Annotated in this window: 16 protein-coding genes and 2 pseudogenes; 8 read left to right on the forward strand and 10 right to left on the reverse strand. The window is 66.9% G+C overall.

What is annotated here, in order from left to right; translation table 11 throughout:
• Positions 1-13 precede the first annotated feature (13 nt).
• A complete protein-coding gene (locus AB0L00_RS15310; protein ID WP_364433631.1) occupies positions 14-931 on the reverse strand; it encodes an NADP-dependent oxidoreductase in 918 nt (305 codons plus the stop codon).
• Positions 932-1664: 733 nt separating this feature from the next.
• On the opposite strand from AB0L00_RS15310, the gene AB0L00_RS15315 reads away from it, so the two are divergent.
• Both AB0L00_RS15315 and AB0L00_RS15320 read left to right on the forward strand, forming a co-directional pair.
• Positions 1665-2294 carry a TetR family transcriptional regulator gene (locus tag AB0L00_RS15315; RefSeq protein ID WP_364433634.1) on the forward strand — a complete coding sequence of 210 codons (630 nt, stop codon included), beginning with the start codon at positions 1665-1667 and terminating at the stop codon, positions 2292-2294.
• A gap of 6 nt (positions 2295-2300) precedes the next feature.
• A complete protein-coding gene (locus AB0L00_RS15320; protein WP_364433637.1) occupies positions 2301-2747 on the forward strand; it encodes an N-acetyltransferase in 447 nt (148 codons plus the stop codon).
• Between the two features lie 624 nt (positions 2748-3371).
• On the opposite strand, the pseudogene AB0L00_RS15325 reads toward AB0L00_RS15320, so the two are convergent.
• From AB0L00_RS15325 to AB0L00_RS15345, 5 genes and pseudogenes are all read right to left on the reverse strand, one after another.
• A pseudogene (locus AB0L00_RS15325) lies at positions 3372-3998 on the reverse strand (MFS transporter); the annotation flags it as partial.
• Between the two features lie 110 nt (positions 3999-4108).
• A complete protein-coding gene (locus AB0L00_RS15330) occupies positions 4109-4756 on the reverse strand; it encodes a nitroreductase family protein (RefSeq protein ID WP_364433639.1) in 648 nt (215 codons plus the stop codon).
• 59 nt (positions 4757-4815) lie between these two features.
• On the reverse strand, positions 4816-4941 hold the full coding sequence (locus tag AB0L00_RS15335) for a hypothetical protein (RefSeq protein WP_364433641.1): 126 nt from the start codon (positions 4939-4941) through the stop codon (positions 4816-4818).
• A gap of 54 nt (positions 4942-4995) precedes the next feature.
• Positions 4996-5454 carry a carboxymuconolactone decarboxylase family protein gene (locus AB0L00_RS15340; RefSeq protein ID WP_364433642.1) on the reverse strand — a complete coding sequence of 153 codons (459 nt, stop codon included), beginning with the start codon at positions 5452-5454 and terminating at the stop codon, positions 4996-4998.
• A gap of 1257 nt (positions 5455-6711) precedes the next feature.
• Positions 6712-7110 carry a hypothetical protein gene (locus AB0L00_RS15345; RefSeq protein WP_364433645.1) on the reverse strand — a complete coding sequence of 133 codons (399 nt, stop codon included), beginning with the start codon at positions 7108-7110 and terminating at the stop codon, positions 6712-6714.
• A 208-nt stretch (positions 7111-7318) separates the two neighbouring features.
• On the opposite strand from AB0L00_RS15345, the gene AB0L00_RS15350 reads away from it, so the two are divergent.
• From AB0L00_RS15350 to AB0L00_RS15360, 3 genes are read left to right on the forward strand one after another with little or no spacing between them, the layout of a single operon-like run.
• On the forward strand, positions 7319-9154 hold the full coding sequence (locus AB0L00_RS15350) for a glycoside hydrolase family 15 protein (RefSeq protein WP_364433647.1): 1836 nt from the start codon (positions 7319-7321) through the stop codon (positions 9152-9154).
• Between the two features lie 6 nt (positions 9155-9160).
• On the forward strand, positions 9161-9982 hold the full coding sequence (locus AB0L00_RS15355) for an aquaporin (protein ID WP_364433650.1): 822 nt from the start codon (positions 9161-9163) through the stop codon (positions 9980-9982).
• Positions 9979-11094: a glucose 1-dehydrogenase gene (locus tag AB0L00_RS15360; protein ID WP_364433653.1), complete on the forward strand. Its 1116-nt coding sequence runs from the start codon at positions 9979-9981 to the stop codon at positions 11092-11094. Before AB0L00_RS15355 ends, AB0L00_RS15360 begins: the two co-directional genes overlap by 4 nt.
• Positions 11095-11135: 41 nt before the next feature.
• On the opposite strand, the gene AB0L00_RS15365 is transcribed toward AB0L00_RS15360, so the two are convergent.
• Both AB0L00_RS15365 and AB0L00_RS15370 read right to left on the reverse strand, forming a co-directional pair.
• On the reverse strand, positions 11136-11999 hold the full coding sequence (locus tag AB0L00_RS15365; RefSeq protein WP_364433655.1) for an FAD-dependent oxidoreductase: 864 nt from the start codon (positions 11997-11999) through the stop codon (positions 11136-11138).
• A complete protein-coding gene (locus tag AB0L00_RS15370) occupies positions 11911-12543 on the reverse strand; it encodes an FAD-dependent oxidoreductase (RefSeq protein ID WP_364433658.1) in 633 nt (210 codons plus the stop codon). Before AB0L00_RS15370 ends, AB0L00_RS15365 begins: the two co-directional genes overlap by 89 nt.
• Positions 12544-13359: 816 nt before the next feature.
• On the opposite strand from AB0L00_RS15370, the gene AB0L00_RS15375 reads away from it, so the two are divergent.
• Genes AB0L00_RS15375 through AB0L00_RS15385 form a run of 3 tightly spaced genes read left to right on the forward strand, consistent with a single transcriptional unit; the run spans position 13360 to position 15651 of the window.
• The gene (locus AB0L00_RS15375; protein ID WP_364433661.1) at positions 13360-14223 is read left to right on the forward strand and encodes a hypothetical protein; all 864 of its coding nucleotides are present in this window, start codon (positions 13360-13362) and stop codon (positions 14221-14223) included.
• A complete protein-coding gene (locus AB0L00_RS15380) occupies positions 14216-15295 on the forward strand; it encodes a hypothetical protein (RefSeq protein WP_364433663.1) in 1080 nt (359 codons plus the stop codon). The genes AB0L00_RS15375 and AB0L00_RS15380 overlap by 8 nt, the downstream gene beginning before the upstream one ends.
• A 5-nt stretch (positions 15296-15300) precedes the next feature.
• A complete protein-coding gene (locus AB0L00_RS15385; protein WP_364433665.1) occupies positions 15301-15651 on the forward strand; it encodes a hypothetical protein in 351 nt (116 codons plus the stop codon).
• Between the two features lie 82 nt (positions 15652-15733).
• On the opposite strand, the gene AB0L00_RS15390 is transcribed toward AB0L00_RS15385, so the two are convergent.
• Together AB0L00_RS15390 and AB0L00_RS15395 are read right to left on the reverse strand one after the other, a co-directional pair.
• Positions 15734-15952, reverse strand: coding sequence for a helix-turn-helix domain-containing protein (locus tag AB0L00_RS15390; protein ID WP_364433667.1), 219 nt, complete (start codon positions 15950-15952; stop codon positions 15734-15736).
• Positions 15953-16499: 547 nt separating this feature from the next.
• Positions 16500-16601: pseudogene (locus AB0L00_RS15395) on the reverse strand (IS5/IS1182 family transposase); the annotation flags it as partial.
• Between the last annotated feature and the right edge of the window lie 220 nt (positions 16602-16821).

The raw sequence follows: 16821 nt of genomic DNA on the forward strand, positions 1-16821 counted from the left end.
GAAGACGCTCTCCTTATGGGCGAACGTTGATGATCGTCTTTCCCTTGCGGCGCTCGGTCGGGTTGAGGGCCGCGACGGCGTTGTCGAGGGTCGCGATGTCGCCGATGTTCGTGCGCAGTCGTCCGTCCCGTATCCGCTGCGCGATCTCGCCCAGTTGGCCACGATCGGACTCGACGACGAAGTCGACCGCCAGGCCGTCGGTGGGGCGCGCCTCGGTCGGCCCGACGACGGACACGAGCGTGCCTCCGGCTCGAATCAGGCCTGCGGACCGCGTCTGTATGTCGCCGCCGATGACGTCGAACACCAGGTCGACGCCGCCGACGTCTTCCAGCGCGTCGTTCTCAAGGTCGACGAACTCTTGTGCGCCGAAGTCGAGCGTCTTCTGACGGTCGGCCGCGCGTCCGGTGCCGATGACGTAGGCGCCGAACTCACGTGCGAGTTGCGTCACCACCGACCCGACTGAGCCGGCCGCGCCGTGCACGAGGACGCTCTGCCCCGCCTGAAGACGGCCATGCTCGAACAGCCCTTGCCATGCGGTCAAGCCCGAGATCGGCAGGCTCGCGCCCACCGTGAAGTCGACGTCGCCCGGCAGCGGCGCGAGGTTGCGCGCCTCGACGGCCACATACTCCGCCAGGGTGCCGTCGCGATGCCAGTCCGTGAGGCCGAACACCCGCTGTCCCACCGACACCCCCGTCGTGCCATAGCCGACAGCGGCGACCACTCCGGCCACCTCGTGCCCGGGGATCGACGGCGTCCGGTCACGGCCGGTGCGATCGACCCAGGTCGAGGGCCACGCCATCTCAGTCGGGACGAACCCCGACGCACGAACCTGCACGACGACGTCGTTGATCGCTGCCGGCGGCTCGGGCCGCTCCACCAGCGTCATCCCGGCCGTTCCCGCAGCCTGGTCCGTCACCACGATCGCCTTCATCCGGCACTCCCTGCATCCAGTCCTCGCAGCCAACGCTCTGCGCAATGGCCTATGGACTATATTGTCCATTGATGCTCCAGCATACAGGCAGCTGCCCAGACGGGGACATACGGCAGCACCGGCTTAAACTCGCGACACCAGGCCACCAGGCAGTGGAGGCTCGCCGATGAATGCTACGGCATTTTGGACAAAATAGTCCAGTTTCTCCTGTGTGCGACTACGCCCTCATCGCAGAGGAACCATCACCAGAACCCTCGCCGGCGTCGACGTCGCCGTGGGCGGGTACCACGTCGGGAGGGACAGGCCGAGTGGAAGTGGGTGGCGGTGGGGTTGCGGCCGTCCTGCCACATGAAGAGGGCCGCATGGCGGTGATCACGCGTGGTTCCGGCGGCCGCGGACGTGACGACACCGATCTCCCGCCTGGTCAGTACCGCTCGCTTTCCGCGAAACCCGACGCCCGCCAGGCGGGTCCAGGGGCTGGGTCGTTCCCGCGGCGGGTGGGCCACCAGATACCGGGCAGTTTCACCGTGGTCGGCGACGAGAGTAAGCCGCCCAGCGAAGTGTCCATCGTCATGTCGATTCGAACGCGCATCCACCGACCACGTTCCTTAATACGAATGCGTCTATCGTCCACTTAAGATGACGACGAAGGGGCTGGATGGCAGACCCGTGGCCACGGGGACGATGTAGCCGTGCGGCGGCAGCTGTGCGCAAAAAGGGTAGCCTGAGGCCTGTGAGCAGGCCGGAGAATGCACAGCCGGGGCGGAGGCTGACGCCGCGTGGGGCCGCCACCCGCGCCCGCATCGTGGCGGCCGCTGCCGAGCTGATGTACGTGAAAGGCGTGAACGCGACCACGCTGGACGACGTCCGGGCTGCGAGCAATACCAGCAAATCCCAGCTCTACAACCACTTCCCCGACAAGGAAGAACTGGTCCGCGCCGTCGTAGCAGCGCGTACCGAGCAGGTCCTCGAACGTGAACGCGGCTACCTTCAGCGCTTGAAGTCGTTCCGCGGTCTGGTCCGCTGGCGCGATGCGCTCGTGCAGCGAAACGCGTTGCGGAACGGCGCCTACGGCTGTGCGCTCGGCTCGCTGGCCGGCGAGCTCGCCGACCAGGACGACCAGGCCCGCGCCACGCTCGCCGAGTCGTTCGCGGAATGGGAAGGGCTGCTCGCCGCCGGCCTGCGGCGGATGCGGGACAGCGGCGCGTTCAAGCCGGATGCCGACCCGGAGAAACTTGCCACGGGTTTGATGGCCGCCTTGCAAGGCGGGTACCTCCTCGCTGAGACAGCGCGTGACATCAAGCCCATGGAGATCGCCCTCGATATGGCACTTGACCACGTGAAGTCGTTCCTCACGGCGTGACGGCGTGTGCGCGGACTCAGGGGAAGCAGGGTCGCGCCGCCGAGAAACTGGCCGTCGTCGGCCGCCTCCACTGCCCACAGACCCTGTGGCACAGGGCTCCGCGACGACTGCAGATCCCAGTCTCGGACCAGTTCCCGCATCTCGGCGAGGTCACGCACAGGCTGTCGCCTGCCGACCGCCTTGGCGGTTCCCCGGTCCCGTAGATCTCGAACGCCACCTGGGTATCTCCGGCAGACTAAGACCGCAATCGGCTGGCTTTACTACCCTTACCTGAAGCCCAACCGGTACGCCCTACTGCACGCCGAGGTGGAGTCGAGTCATCAACGCCAAGGCGTGGCAGGCGCGACGGTGCGGCGAGTGCTCGACGAGATCCGCGCCCGCGAGGGCACGATCACCGCAATCTGCTCCTTCGTGGCCGACGACCTCTCGCGAACGCCACCGATGCCGATCTGATCGACGCCCGACACTCCAATCCTGCTGCTGCCGAGTCAGCACGAGCGTCGACGAGTGCCGGCGGCGACCTGCTCCTGGTCGAGTGAGATCCGGATGACGGTGAGGTTCGTCATGACCACTCACCGAGCTGGCTGCTCCCGCTCGTGTCGGTGCATGGGTTACGTGCAGCGAAACAGCGAACAGCGTCGCGAGGAGGGCGAGTGCGCCGTATCCGAGGGCGATCTGCGGTAGCGAGAAGCTGTTGGAGAGCTGGCCGGAGATGAGGCTGGGGAATGTGGCGGCGCTGTAACAGATGAGGTAGATGACGCCGAAGATCGATGCCCGGTCGGCCAGGGTGCTGCCATGCAGCAGGCCGCGCGTGGCTGCGCTGATAGCGATGCCTTGGCTGGCGCCGGTGACGATGGTTGCGGCGATGAACAACGCCAGTGTGCCGGTGGCGGTCGCGGTGATGATGCCGATCCATCCGATCAGGAAGATGATCACGCCGATGCGTCGGGCTGCCGCGGGTGTGAACCGGCCCTCGATGGGAGCAGCGAGAGCGCTGGGTGCCATGTAGGCGGCGAACACCAGTCCGAGGACGAGCGGGCTGCGGGTGTGAAGTTGATCTTCGACCAGTGCGGGCACGAAGGCTTGGTAGAAGGCCCCGGTCGCCCAGGTGGCCAGGAACACCGCGGCCGCGACAGGGAGAAGACGCCTGCCCCGGGCCGGTACGCGGACGTCGGGTCGCAGTGATCGCCAAGCGCCCGGCGACGGAGTTTCAGTCTCCAAGCTGATGGCGATAAGCACGGAAGACAGGAGGAGGAGGCCGATGGCAATCAAGTAGATAAGCTCGCGTGGCCATGGGCCGAACTGGATCAAGGCTCCGGACGCGATGGCGCCGACGGCAAGACCCAGCATGACTGTCTGGCTGGAGGCGACGGAGGCCAACCAGGCCGGCCTGGCCGGTGCGGCATCGACGATGTAGGAGGTGAGGCTGGTGCCGGCAAGCCCGGCCCCGAAGCCCATCAGGAGCCGACCGGCGATCAGGGTGCCGGAGTTGTGCACGTTCAGCAGCAGCAGACAGCCCAGCACGAGCAGTCCGAGGCTCGCGATCGAGGTGGGCCGGCGGCCCAGGTGATTGGATAGCCGTCCCATCACCAACAGTGTGGTGAGCGTGGCAGCGGAGTAGGCGACGACGGTCATCGAGATATCGGCGTTGGTGAACCTCTCCTCGGCCCGGTAGATGTTGAAAAGCGGGATCGTCGAGCCCACCGCGACGAACGCGGCCGCCAGGGGCCACCGCAGATGAGAAAGCCGGCCGGAGCGATTCCGCCCCGGCCGACCTGCTTGATCACAGGTACCACGTTCCGATGCCGGGATATTCAGACGAAGGTGAACAGCCGGTCGGCTTCGAAGCGTGAAATCGGGTCGCCGTACACCCTCGCCGGATCGGGGTAACCGAGCGCCAGCAGCACTGTCGTGGTGTGTCCGGTCTCGCGAATCTTGAACCCCTTGTCGACGCTGGTCGGGTCGAACCCTTCGAGCGGCATGGCTTCGACGCCGAGTTCAGCGGCCGCCATCATGGTCATGCCCAGCGCCATGTAGGTCTGTTTTTCCATCCAGTGGTTCAGGTCCTTGTAGCCGTAGTTGCGCAGGTTGAGGAAGTCGCGGGTCATTGACTGCCACAGCGCGCGCTTCGCCGGGTCGGGGAAGCGACCGTCGGCGGTCTCCTTGTCGAACACCTCTTTGAGGTGGCTGTCGGGTAGATCTGCCCGGGTGGTGAGGATGATGGTGTGCGACGCGTTCAGGATCTTCTCGCTGTTGTCTTGGAATCGTTCCCCCAGGTGGGCCACGAGGCGCTCTTTGCCTTCGGCCGTGGCGAGTACGTAGTAGTGGTTGGGCTGAATGTTCGTCGATGTCGGCGTAGACCGCAGAAACCTCAACAATTTCTGAAGGGTTCCTTCTGGGATGGTTTTACTAGGGTCGAAAGCCCTGGTGAGGTGCTTGTTCATAAGCTTGTCGAGATCCACGTCAATCTTCCTTCTTCTTGCGACCAGTAGGTGAGGAGCGGTGCTTTGTAGGGTTGGAGCTAGTTCTTGCCGCGCCGCCGAGGCAGATCGCCCGCGAGAAGCGCCTTGACGCCGTCTGCCGCATAGAGGTCGACGACCTTGTCCGCGTCCCGGGCCGGCACGGCTTCGTGCCAGGCGCGGAACACGTGCTCGATCGCGCTCTCGCTCGCCGCGTCGGGCCGTCGGCTCCGGGTGCGGGTTCACTGGGCCACAGCCGCATCGACCGAGCCGACGGCCGGAATGTCGAGGTCGGTCTGGTTGACGTTGTTGATGAAGTTGGTGAGCAGGAATCGCACTGCCAGCGCGACGATCGCCAGGATCTGCGCGTCGGTGTACCCCGCACCTCGCACACCCGCGAGTTCCGCGTCGCTGACCCGCCCGCGGCTGTCGACCACCTGTTGCGCGAAGCGAGCGGCCGCGGCGCGTTTGGGATCGACCGAGCTCCCGAGGCGGCCGAGCCTGAGGTCGTCGGCTGACATGCCGCCGAATTCGGTCGCGACGTAGGTGTGTATGGCCAGGCAGTAACTGCAGCCATTGGCTTGCGACACGGCCAGCGCGATGCTGTGCCGGGTCTTCGCATCCAGAACCCGGCTCAAGGTGCCTTGCAGAGTCGTGACGGCCTCGAGAACGGCCGAGTTCGACGCGATGGTCTTGAGCATGTTCGGGACGAAACCAAGCTGCGCGCCAACGTTGTCCAGTATCCGCTGCGCGCTGGCGGGTACATCAGGGGGAACGTTCAGTCGTGACACAGCGAATCGACCTCCGGTCGGGATGTGAGTGGTCGTCGGTGAGCTCACGTCGGACTCTTAGTGCTTCAGAGCTCCGCCGCAGGCCTTAGCCGCCCTGGCTGCGACCTGGCCGATGGCGTCGTCTGCGCGGGACGCCTGGTGACCCGTATCGCGAGGGGTGACTCAGTCGGCGCCGAGTTCCCGATCTCTTCGCAACCGGAGCACCGTACAGAAGGACCATACAGTCCAAAAATTTCCTAGGCAACCCCAGGTAGACCGGGGCGGCCGCACTGGATGCAGTGGATGCAGAAGGGTCGAGGTCCGCGGATCAGTGAGCCTGCTCATACCCCTTCCAGGGCTACACAGCGAGCCATTCGACCGATCGGAACGGCCGAGTTCAAGCCGCTTCGAGGCAGGTCGATCCCGGTACGATCGACTGACTCAGGATGGACTGTTGGGTCCAATTTACCCATGGCTGGGCTGAAACGAACGCAAGATCTATCCGATCCGCCTGCGCCTCCGCCTCGCGCCCCTCTACGAGGGGTTCGAGGCGGCAGACGCGGCGCCAATCGCCCCGGTGGTACCAGCAGCAGTCCCGGCTTTCGCGGCGCGGAACGAGTTGGCGGCGGAAGCGACGCCACCAACCGGTTCTGGCCGGCATGCAGGCCGGTGCCCGGCCGGGGGGACGGTCGGGGAAACCGGGCCACCCACTTGATGACGAGGCGGGGCTGGCGCTCCCGCTCTGGTGGACGGGGCTGGTATCCGTCACCGCGTGTCGGGTCGACGAAGGCGCCAACGAGCCGGGTCACCTCCTCGTCGGTGAGTGTGACCCATCCCGGGCCGGTGACGGTGTACGACGCCGGGTCGGCGTGCTCGAAGGTGACTCGTTCGAAGTAGGACTCGGTTTCCGGGAGGATCTGCCGCTGGATCCAGATGGGCGGCTCCGTCGCGTCGGGAAGGTGGCGACGTCAGAAGGCGGAGACGTAGGTCTCCGCACTGCTTGTCAGAGGCGGGCCTTCGCCTATCATCTGCGTCACAACCGCCACCGGCCGGTGGCCGGGCGCGGTGAACAGCTGGAACCGGAGAGTCGCTGGGGCAGACCCGAGCCCTTCCACGGTGAACCTTTGGTCGTCGACGAGCCGCTGCCGCTGCCCCTGACCTGTCGTGGCTGCGGCCCTCGGGGATTCGTCAGCGCGCGTATTCTCCGTCCCGTTCGGTCACGGTCTTACGGTAGACCCGTCCCGTGAGCGTGCCGCCCGGTCTGCGAGGACCGTGGCGATCGTCGCTTCGCTCGCGTCGGTGGAGGCGGTCAAGGTTTCCAGGGGCGCAGCGGGAACCGCGGCGGCCGAGCCAAGCGCCCTGCATCGTCTCGGTCAGCGCCACTGGCGTGTACGAACGGCAGGTCTCGTGCGCTAGGACCTCTTTGGCGGCGTAGGCGTCACCGGACTCGACGGCCTCTCGCACCATTACGTCAGCGAGTCGCGGAACGTCGCTGTGCTGGGTCGCGAGGTCGACGACGGTCAGGCCGAGCCGGACGTACAAGACGACGTGCTTAGGTTCGAGTGCGAGGTGGCGGTCAAGCATCATTCCGGCAGCGGCGTCGGCTGGCCGGTCGGCGAGCCGGAGAAACAGGACATTGAGGCCTTAGAATTCCTAACAGAATGATCAATTGAGGCGGCGCCCGGCCACCGGAGGGATTCGGACCCGACTTTGCCAAGTCATTCCGTAAAAGGGTTGACGATGGTCGCTCCGGCAGCACTGCATTGATATGAGGTACTTGCGTGTGGGAGCTGCCGTGAGCGCTACGCCGATCGCCGATTACGCCTTGGTCTCCGATCGCCACTCCGCGGCATTGATCAGCCGCGATGGCTCGGTCGACTGGCTGTGCTTCCCCCGGTTCGACAGCCCGTCCGTCTTCGGCCGCCTCCTGGACGACGGGGCCGGCCACTGGTCGATTCACCCGTCCGTCCCCTACCGGGTCTCCCGGCGATACGTGGCGCGGACGATGGTGCTGGAGACGACCTTCCGGACCGAGACGGGGGTCGCCGTGCTCACCGACGCCCTCCTGGTCGGTCCAGACAACGGAGGTCACCGGCTCGGCGTCGGCGTCCCCCGGGTACTGGCACGCCGACTCGCCGGCATCGAGGGGCAGGTGCCCGTGGAGATCGAGTACCGCCCGCGGCCGGAGTACGGGCTGATCTTCCCGATCCTGACGGCCGCGGACGGCGGTGTGACCTCGCGAGGTGGCGCCGAATGGCTAGTGCTGACCACGCCGATCCCGATGGATGTCAGTGACTCCGCCGGCCGGGGCACCGGCACCGTACGCGCGGGCGAGACGCTGCATTTCGGACTGCACCGCTCGACGCTCGAGGAGACCCCGGCGCGGGTCTGGCCCCAGGATGAGCTGTCCTCCCGCCTGGACGCGACGATCGCCGCCTGGCGGTCGTGGTCCGCGCTGCACCAGGCGTACGAGGGGCCCTGGCGCGAACTGGTGCACGGCAGCGGACGGGTGCTGCAGGCGCTGTCTTTCCAGCCGAGCGGCGCGATCGTGGCGGCCGCGACCACCTCGCTGCCCGAAGGCGTCGGGGGCGAGCGGAACTGGGACTACCGCTACGCGTGGGTCAGGGACGCGTCCCTGACCATGGCCGCCCTGTGGGTCGCCGCCTGTCCCGATGAGGCGAACGACTTCTTCGCCTTCCTCACCACGGCCGCCCCCTCGCTGAGCAAGGACCGCGTCCTGCAGATCATGTTCGGGGTCGGCGGCGAGCACGACCTCAGCGAACGCACCATGCCGCACCTGCACGGCTGGCGTGACAGCCGCCCGGTCCGCGTGGGCAACGGCGCATGGAAGCAGCGGCAGATCGACGTGTACGGCGAACTGCTCGACGCGGCCCACCGTCTCGCCGACCAGATCGGCGACGTCGACGAAGACGTCCGGTGCTTCCTGATCGCCTGCGCCGACATCGCCGCCGAACGCTGGACCGAGAAGGACCAGGGCATCTGGGAGGTACGCGGCGAACCGCGGCACTTCCTGTACTCGAAGGTCATGTGCTGGGCGGCGCTGGACCGTGCCATCGGCCTGGCGGAGCGGCTGCGCGCCGAGGACCACGTCGAGTTCTGGAAACGGACCCGGGAGGAGATCCGGACGACCGTGCTGTCAGAGGGCTGGAACGAGCGCGCCGGGGCGTTCACCCAGTACTTCGGGTCGCAGGACCTGGACGCCTCCGCCCTGATGATGGCGATGGTCGGGTTCCTACCCGCCGACGACCCGCGCATGCTGGCCACCATCGAGGCCATCGAACAACGGCTCACCGACGACGCCGGCCTGGTGTACCGCTACCGCGCGCAGGCCGGCGTCGACGGTCTCGCCGGCGAGGAGGGCACGTTCCTGCTGTGCACCTTCTGGCTCGCCCAGGCGCTCGCCCTGGCCGGCCGGGCCGAACGCGCCCGTACGGTCTTCGAACGCGCCGCCGCCTACGTCAACGACCTGGGCCTGCTTGCCGAGGAGGTCGATCCGTCCAGCGGCGAGTTGCTCGGGAACTTCCCCCAGGCGTTCAGCCACATCGGGCTGGTCAACGCCGCCTGGGCCATCGCCCAGTCCGAACGACGTGAAGCCGGCCGAATCGAGTGAGGTGACATGGCCGGATGGCGAGAGATCACCGCGGAGTTCGCCGGCATGGCGATCCTGCTGGCGCTGGTCATCAGCGTGGCCGTCGCGGGGTTGGCGACCGGCTCGCCCGTCGTCACGGCCGTTCCCAGCCACGACCTGCGGCGGATGCTGACGGGGATCCTGACCGCGGGTGCCGCCACGCTCATCGTCTACTCACCGTTCGGCCGGACCAGCGGCGGCCACATCAACCCGGCCGTCACCCTGGCCTTCTTCCTGCTCGGCAAGCTCACCGCGCGCTCGGCCGCCGCGTACGCCGGCGCGCAGTTCGCCGGAGCGGTCACCGGTGCGCTGCTGGCCCTGTTCGTCTGGGGCCGCTACGCCGCCGACGTCCGTCTCGGGGCCACCGTCCCGGCGATGGGGGGTCCGGCGGCGTCCCTGGGCGTGGAGACCGTCATGACCTTCCTGCTGGTCACGCTGATCCTGAATTTCGTCGACCGGCCGCGCCTCATGCCCTTCACCCCGGCGGCGGCCGGTCTTCTGACGGCGGTGCTGATCTTCACCGAGGCGCCGGTGTCCGGGACCAGCCTCAACCCGGCCCGTAGCTTCGGGCCCGCACTCGTCGGCGTGCTCTGGACCGGACTGTGGGTCTATCTGACCGGGCCGCCGCTCGGCGCCCTCGCCGCGGCACTGCTGTACCGGCGGTATCGCGGCACCGTGGCCTGCGGCAAGCTCATCCACGACAGCGCGTACGCGTGCCGGTTCCTCGATTGCCGCTACTCGCCGCCCGCGATGCGCATCCACGCGCGGCCGTTCCGTCATGAACCATTCGCGACAAGGGGGCGATCATGAAAGCAGTCGCCGTATACCCCGGAAAGGCCCACACCACCCATCTGGCCGAGGTGCCGAAGCCCAAGGTGACGGATGTGCCCGGTGGCAGGGGCGTCCTCGTACGGATGCTGCGCCTGGGCCTGGACGGCACGGACAAGGAGATCAACGCCGGCGAGTACGGCGCCGCGCCCGCCGGACAGGACATCCTCATCACCGGACACGAGAGCCTCGGCGTCGTCGAGGAGGTCGGGCCGGCCGTGACCGAGGTCGAGCCCGGCGACTACGTCGTCGCCCGGGTCCGCCGGGCCGGAGAGAGCCTGTACGACCTCATCGACACGCCCGACATGACGACCGACGACGCCTACTACGAGCACGGCATCAGCCGCGTCCACGGCTTCCTGACCGAGTACTACGTCGAAGAGCCCCGCTACCTCATCCACGTCCCCGAACGACTCCACGACGTCGCCGTGTTGCTGGAACCGACGAGCGTGGCCGAGAAGGGCATCATGGAGGCCTACGACATCCAACGCCGACTCAAGGTCTGGCGACCGCGCCGCGCGGCGGTCCTCGGCGCGGGCACCATCGGGCTTCTCGCCACCATGATCCTGCGCAACCGCGGCCTGGAGGTCACCACCTTCGGGCTCGATGAGCCGCCGTACCTCAATTCCGACCTGGTCGGCGCCATCGGCGCGACCTACCTCAGCACCAGGCGGACCTCGCTGCGGCAGGCGGCCGCCGAAGGCGGCGGCTACGACCTGGTGTTCGAGGCGACCGGATACTCCCCGATCGTCTTTGACGCCATGTGCAGCCTGCTCGCCCGCAACGGCGTGCTGATCCTGTCCAGCGTCACCGGCGGTATGCGGCGCACCGAGGTCCCCTCCGATGCGATCAACCTGGACTTCGTCCTCGGCAACAAGGTCATGTTCGGCACCGTCAACGCCAACCGCGAGCACTTCGAGGAGGGCGTCCGCGACCTCGCCGTCGCCGAGGCGCGGCACCCCGGCTGGCTGTCGCGTCTCCTCACCCACCCGATCCCGGGCCTGGAGCACTACGACGACGCCCTCACCGCCCTCGGCGAACCCGGGGCCATCAAGGTGTACGTGGAGATCGCCGAACCCGCGACCGGCTGCTGACCGTCGCCGTACCGGAGTCGCGGACGGTGCGGGGCGGACGGCTACCCTTGCCCGGCTTCGGGCTCGTCGGTTCGCACGATCGTGGCGAGCACGTCGTTGAAGGCCTCGGTCGAGGTCGGGTGGTTGTACACCGCGTCGCGGAGTTCGGCAGCCTTGACGCCGTGCCGCATGGCGAGCGCGACGGTGTTGATGACCTCCTGGGCGTCGACGCTCAGGATGGCGGCGCCGAGGATCTCGTCGGTGTCGGCGTCGATCACGAACTTCATGACTCCGCGCGTGTCCTCGACGATGTACGCGCGGGGCATCGCCACGATCTCGGCGACCGGCTGGCCGGCGATCTTCACCCGGTGACCGGCGGCACGGGCCTCCTCGGTGATTCCGACGGTGGCCAGCGGCGGCGTGATGAACACGGTGTGGGGGATGGCGACGCGATCCGCCGTCGTCCGCGTGCCCTCGCCGATGAGCTGATCGAGGACGATGCGGCTGTCGTCGAGAGAGGTGTAGGTGAACTGTGGTCCGCCGTTGACGTCGCCGAGTGCGTAGATGTGCCGCCGGCTCGTACGCAGGTGTTCGTCGACCTCCACCGCTCCGTTTTCGGAGGTGCGCACCCCGGCGGCGTCGAGGCCGAGGTCCCGGGTCGCCGGAGCGCGGCCGGCGGCGGCGAGGATGGCGTCGGCTTCGACACTGTGCTGCCGGCCGTCCTTCTCGAAGACGACGGTGGCGCCGGTGTCACCGTCGCGGACCTGCGTGACGTGCGCGCCCGCGATGATGTCGGTGCCCTCGGCGGCGAGGATGCTCTGGGCGACGGCGGCGACGTCATCGTCCAAGTGGCCCAGGATCTTCGGCGCGGCTTCGAAGACGGTGACCTGCGAGCCGAACTGCCGGTAGATCGAGGCGAACTCCAAGCCGAGGTATCCGCCGCCGATGATCGCGAGCCGCCAGGACGGTCGTCTGGATCAGATCGGCGCTGGTGACGGTGTACTGGCTCTCTCGCAACCCGGGGATGCCCGGGATGACCGGCTCCGAGCCGGTGTTGAGGAGGATCGTCTCGGCGGTGATCGTGAGGCGGCCGTCGCCCGTATCGACGCCCACGGTGTGCGGATCGATGAAGGCGGCCTTACCGGTGATGACCGTGACGGTGTCCATACCGTTCAAGCCCTCGTAGTTGGCGCCGCGGAAGAGCTTCGTGAGTGCCTGGACCTGCCCGATGGACCGCTCGTACCACTCCTGCGGTGAGTCCTCCGGCCGGCGTTTGCGGGAATGGTGGACCAGGGCCTTGGTCGGCACACAACCCACGTTGGGGCAGGTGCCGCCGTACATCCGGTCCGACCGCTCGACGAGCAGGACGCGCTTGCCGAGACTCCCCATCTTCGCGGCGACCGTCTTGCCGCCCTTGCCGAAGCCGATGACGAGGAGATCGGCATGGAGGCTGTCGTTCGTGGTGGCCATGTTCACTCCGGTTGTGCAATGGGCGAGCACCCCGAGCGCACGAGGACGGAGTCGATCCCCCGAGACACAACGGCGTGCTGGACCGCCTTGTGCAGTCCCTGTCCGAGTAGTACCCCGCCACGTATCAGCTGCTCGGGCCGGTAACTGCGGAGACTCCTGGGCCGTTCCGCACCGGACGAAGTGCCGCACTCCAGCCCCAGTAGATGGTTACCCTTCGACACCGTAGGCGACGACGCACTCGCCTATCTCCTCGTACCTCCCGACGGCGCGCTTTCGCACGCGCGAACTGGAGGGCCTCGTCTGGAGCAGATCGGAACCAAGAAGCGTTCCGCCGTCCCGACCTGCTCCAGATCACCCTCCCGCTGCGGGGAACGGCCAGTCGCGGCCCCCTCCACTGGCCGTTCGGTCTGCCCTCAAGGGCCTGTGAACCTCCTACGGACAATTCCCCGCCCCGGGACCGCAAGACAGGCTCGTAGCTGACCATGATCGCCGGCGTGGGCACGGCTCTACGACTCTTCCCCACGATCAACATCCGGTTACGGAGCCAGCCCACCCGCTTGCCGATTGTCGAGACCTATCAGAGGATTCCGCCAACAAGTCAGGCCGAACGCACCGCATTCTGAACTCTGGGAGCACGGAACAAACATGACGATTCACAGCAATTCAGGCCCGCCATCCCCCGCCGGCGAAACTGAGCGAGCGTGACGAGCGAACGCACCGCCGCGCATGGCTCGACGCCATGCGAATCCGCTGCGGCGAATCCCCAGTGCTGGGCAAGTGGCGCGCCAGACGCGACGGCGAACACGACTACAGCGATTGGACAAGCGCGCGGTAGAGGTCTTCGTACAGCCGGCCTTCGGGCTGCCTACCTACGACACGACGGCGATGGAAAAGATCCGGAACCACCTGGAGGGATTCGTCGCAGAACTGTTGTGGAACCGCCTCATCCGCGATCGCACCGTGACCGCCGATGGCCGGACCTTGGTCCACGCCGAGGAGGTCAAGGCCGATCCGACCGGGACCGGCGCCGACGGCCTGGTGGTCTATGAGGTCACCGACGGCACATTGGTCTTCCAGCTATGGGAAATCAAGAAACACGCTGCCACGACCCACATCTCGGCCACTATCAAACGCGCCGCCGATCAACTCGCCGAGCACGGACCGCGTTACCTGGCGATGCTGACCGCCCCGGGCACCAAAGTCAAACTCATCACCAGGGAACCCGTCGGTACCCTCGTGCTCAAAGCCGACGACCCCGATCAAACCGAAGGCAGAAAAAAGGACACCGCGAAGTCCGACCCCAACTACGTCATCGCGGCGAAGATGATCGCCCTCATCGGACACGCGGGCACCGCCCTGACGGTCTGTCCGACCCGAGCGACAACACAACGCATCGCCCTCGCCCTGGCGAATATGCTGCCCCGACCACCCTGCCGCGCACAGCCTCGCCGACTTCGTCCGCACCCAGCTTGGAGACGAGCACCCCCTCACCCGCACGCTCGCCTGCGGCGTCGGATTCCACCACGCCGGACTCCCGATCGAAGTCCTCGAAGCACTCGAAGACGCACTCCGCGCCGAAACACTGCCACACCTGACCTGCACCTCCACCCTCACCGACGGCGTCAACCTGCCCGTCCACACCGTCGTCATCTACGACGAGACCTACGACGGCATGCCTGAGGACGCCCGGCTGCAAGGCCCGCGCATGGTCAACGCCGTCGGCCGCGCCGGCCGGGCCGGCAAAGAGACCGAAGGATGGATCGTGCTCGTCCGGGCAGCCGCCCCGTCCGCTGCCGACTTCGCTGATCTGGCCCCGACGGCCGAGGAACTCACTTTTTCCTCCTCCATCGCCGCCACCAGTGCCCTGCGGGCCATCGCTGACCTGGAGCACATCGCCAGGGAAGCCGATGACGCTGTCCTGCGCCGAGCCGGCGGTGCGGCCGCCGACTTCGTCGCATTCCTATGGTTCTACCTCGCCGATGAGGAAGCCCGCGGTATCGATCCTGATCAGGTGGACCTCGACGTATTCATCGATGAACTGCTCGCCGCGGCACAGGCACCCGAGCACGTGCCAACGTTCTCGGCGGTCGCCCACACCGTGCAACGCCAGTACATGCGTACCGATCCGACCGCCCGACGCCGCTGGCCTCGCACCGGCACCAGCATCGGGTCAGCACAGGTCATCGACGCTCGCGCCCGGCAGCTCGCCAAGCTGATCAGTCAACAAGACCCCCCAGAAGCCGACATTCTCAACCGGGCCGGCCCCACGCTCGAGCTCCTCGCCAGGACCGGCGCGATCAGTGCCCTGCTCGCGCTGCCCGAAAACACCGCCGCATGGGACTTCCGGACGACGCCCAAGGGAGCAAGCTTCGACGTCTCCATATCCGCCGTCCTCGCCGACTGGCTAAACGGCCGCTCCTACGCGCAGCTCGCCGAAACCCACCTCGCGCAGATGACCGACGCCGCCCGACGTATCGAGGCAATGGTGGACGCCGTTACCCACCGCTTCGAGCACTTCCTGGCCTGGACCGTAGGTGCACTGGTCGAACTCGTGAACCTTTACCTCGCCGATGCCGAAAGCGACCACCGGCTCTGCCCTGAGCTGGGTCCCTACATCCGCTACGGCGTCAGTGACGCCCGCGCCCTGTCACTGATGATGCAGGGTCTGCGATCCCGACGCCTCGCCCACGAGATCGCCCGGCAGATCCCCGAAGACGATCAGCCAGGCGGCACCGACCCCGCGAGTGGCTGACGACGATGACCATCTCCGAATGGCGACAGCGCTTCACCGCCTCAACCTCAGAAATACTCGATCTGCTCGACCTCACCCGTACACGCCACCGCAGCCTCCTACGCACTCTCCTCGAGAACGCCACCGCCCGCATCGACATCAACCTTGAGAACAGCGAGACGACCACTGGCGCCGATGCGCTTTCCCTTGCGCCTGTCCCCGGCTCCCCCGAGCCCGCACCCATCGGTGTCTTCTCTGGAGAACGACTCGTACGATCGGCCGACCACGCGGACGTCTCAACGATCCTGGACACCGGCCTGGAACTCGACTTCGATCTCATTGGCGCATCACTTGCCATCTCCGCACCGAATCAATGATCTTCCACCCAGTCCTAGACGGCTCCACGTCAGGTAACACGCTGATGAGGTCGACGGCCGCCCGTCACGCGCCTTGCAGCACTCACTCTGCCACCTCATTGAGGAAGGCCGCCTCAATGCGGTCAATGTCCTTAATCCTGTACACGATGCGATTAGAGATGCGCATAAACGGGATTCGACCTTGGCGGCGAAGTTCATACAAAGAGTCGCGATGGCAGCCAAATCGCTCCGCGAGACGTTCTTCGGTGAGGTATAGGCTCGGATCCGGTTCAGGAGGTCTCCGAGGATACTTAGACGCCATGGCTCCACACCCATTCAAGTGGCCAGAGCGAAGACCCAGTAGTAGAAGTATGCTACCGAGAAGAATCAGTTGCGGGTCAGCAAGGCGTCAGTCTTATCGACCGTCGCCACGTTGACGGGCCCCACCACAGCGGATCCTTGCGATCGGATCTGGCCGCGCGAGAGCCGGACCGCACAACCGTCAGCGGCGATCATCGAGTCCCAGTCGATCAAGGCCGCCGAGACCGTCGGAAACTAAGAGGTCGCAACAGAAAGATCCGGACGGGTCTGCGCCAGGTCGCGCCGACGGGACCTTGCCGATCAGCCCGGGTGGCATCGTTACAGGTGCTGCCGGTCCCCAACACCGCGAGCGGGATCCCGTGCCCTTGATCAGGACATGGTGTTTCAAGTCCGTTCGCGCGCGGTCGATCGGGCACGGCCCGCCTCTGGGCCGCCCTTGAGCACCCGCAGGTGCGAGCCGTCGATCACCGCCCGGGAACCTATCCAGGCGGCCGGCCGCCGCTAGACCGGCGACTCCTAGTGCCACCAGTCTTACGCCCCCGCCTCGACCAGCCCCGCAGGCGGTGCCAGCACGTCACCCCAGCGCCGAACCGTAGTGCTTGGGGCAGGAACTCACACCGAATCCCGGTATGCAGCGCGAACAAGATCCCCCACCACTTTGCGGTCAGGTCACCGGACGGCGGCGATGTTCCGCCGGCCTACGACTCCGCGATGCGCGGTTGCAGGCCCGGGGGCGACACTCTGCTTGATCCAACCGACCCGCACGCGCCCATCGGAAACGCTGAGAGCCTGGACCTCTCCCGTGGGTCAAGGAGGCGAGATGGACCTCAGCCTCGCTCTGCACGGAGCGTCACGCTAATGAAGTAACCG

It is taken from the genome of Actinoallomurus sp. NPDC052308 (assembly GCF_040679195.1).
GTDB lineage: Bacteria > Actinomycetota > Actinomycetes > Streptosporangiales > Streptosporangiaceae > Actinoallomurus > Actinoallomurus liliacearum.

Excerpts from the sequence above, each read along its gene's own strand:
- AB0L00_RS15310 (WP_364433631.1), bottom strand. The coding sequence starts at position 931 with ATGAAGGCGATCGTGGTGACGGACCAGGCTGCGGGAACGGCCGGGATG.
- AB0L00_RS15340 (WP_364433642.1), bottom strand. The coding sequence starts at position 5,454 with ATGCTCAAGACCATCGCGTCGAACTCGGCCGTTCTCGAGGCCGTCACG.
- AB0L00_RS15345 (WP_364433645.1), bottom strand. The coding sequence starts at position 7,110 with ATGATGCTTGACCGCCACCTCGCACTCGAACCTAAGCACGTCGTCTTG.
- AB0L00_RS15355 (WP_364433650.1), top strand. The coding sequence starts at position 9,161 with ATGGCCGGATGGCGAGAGATCACCGCGGAGTTCGCCGGCATGGCGATC.
- AB0L00_RS15360 (WP_364433653.1), top strand. The coding sequence starts at position 9,979 with ATGAAAGCAGTCGCCGTATACCCCGGAAAGGCCCACACCACCCATCTG.
- AB0L00_RS15370 (WP_364433658.1), bottom strand. The coding sequence starts at position 12,543 with ATGGCCACCACGAACGACAGCCTCCATGCCGATCTCCTCGTCATCGGC.
- AB0L00_RS15380 (WP_364433663.1), top strand. The coding sequence starts at position 14,216 with ATGCCTGAGGACGCCCGGCTGCAAGGCCCGCGCATGGTCAACGCCGTC.
- AB0L00_RS15385 (WP_364433665.1), top strand. The coding sequence starts at position 15,301 with ATGACCATCTCCGAATGGCGACAGCGCTTCACCGCCTCAACCTCAGAA.
- AB0L00_RS15390 (WP_364433667.1), bottom strand. The coding sequence starts at position 15,952 with ATGGCGTCTAAGTATCCTCGGAGACCTCCTGAACCGGATCCGAGCCTA.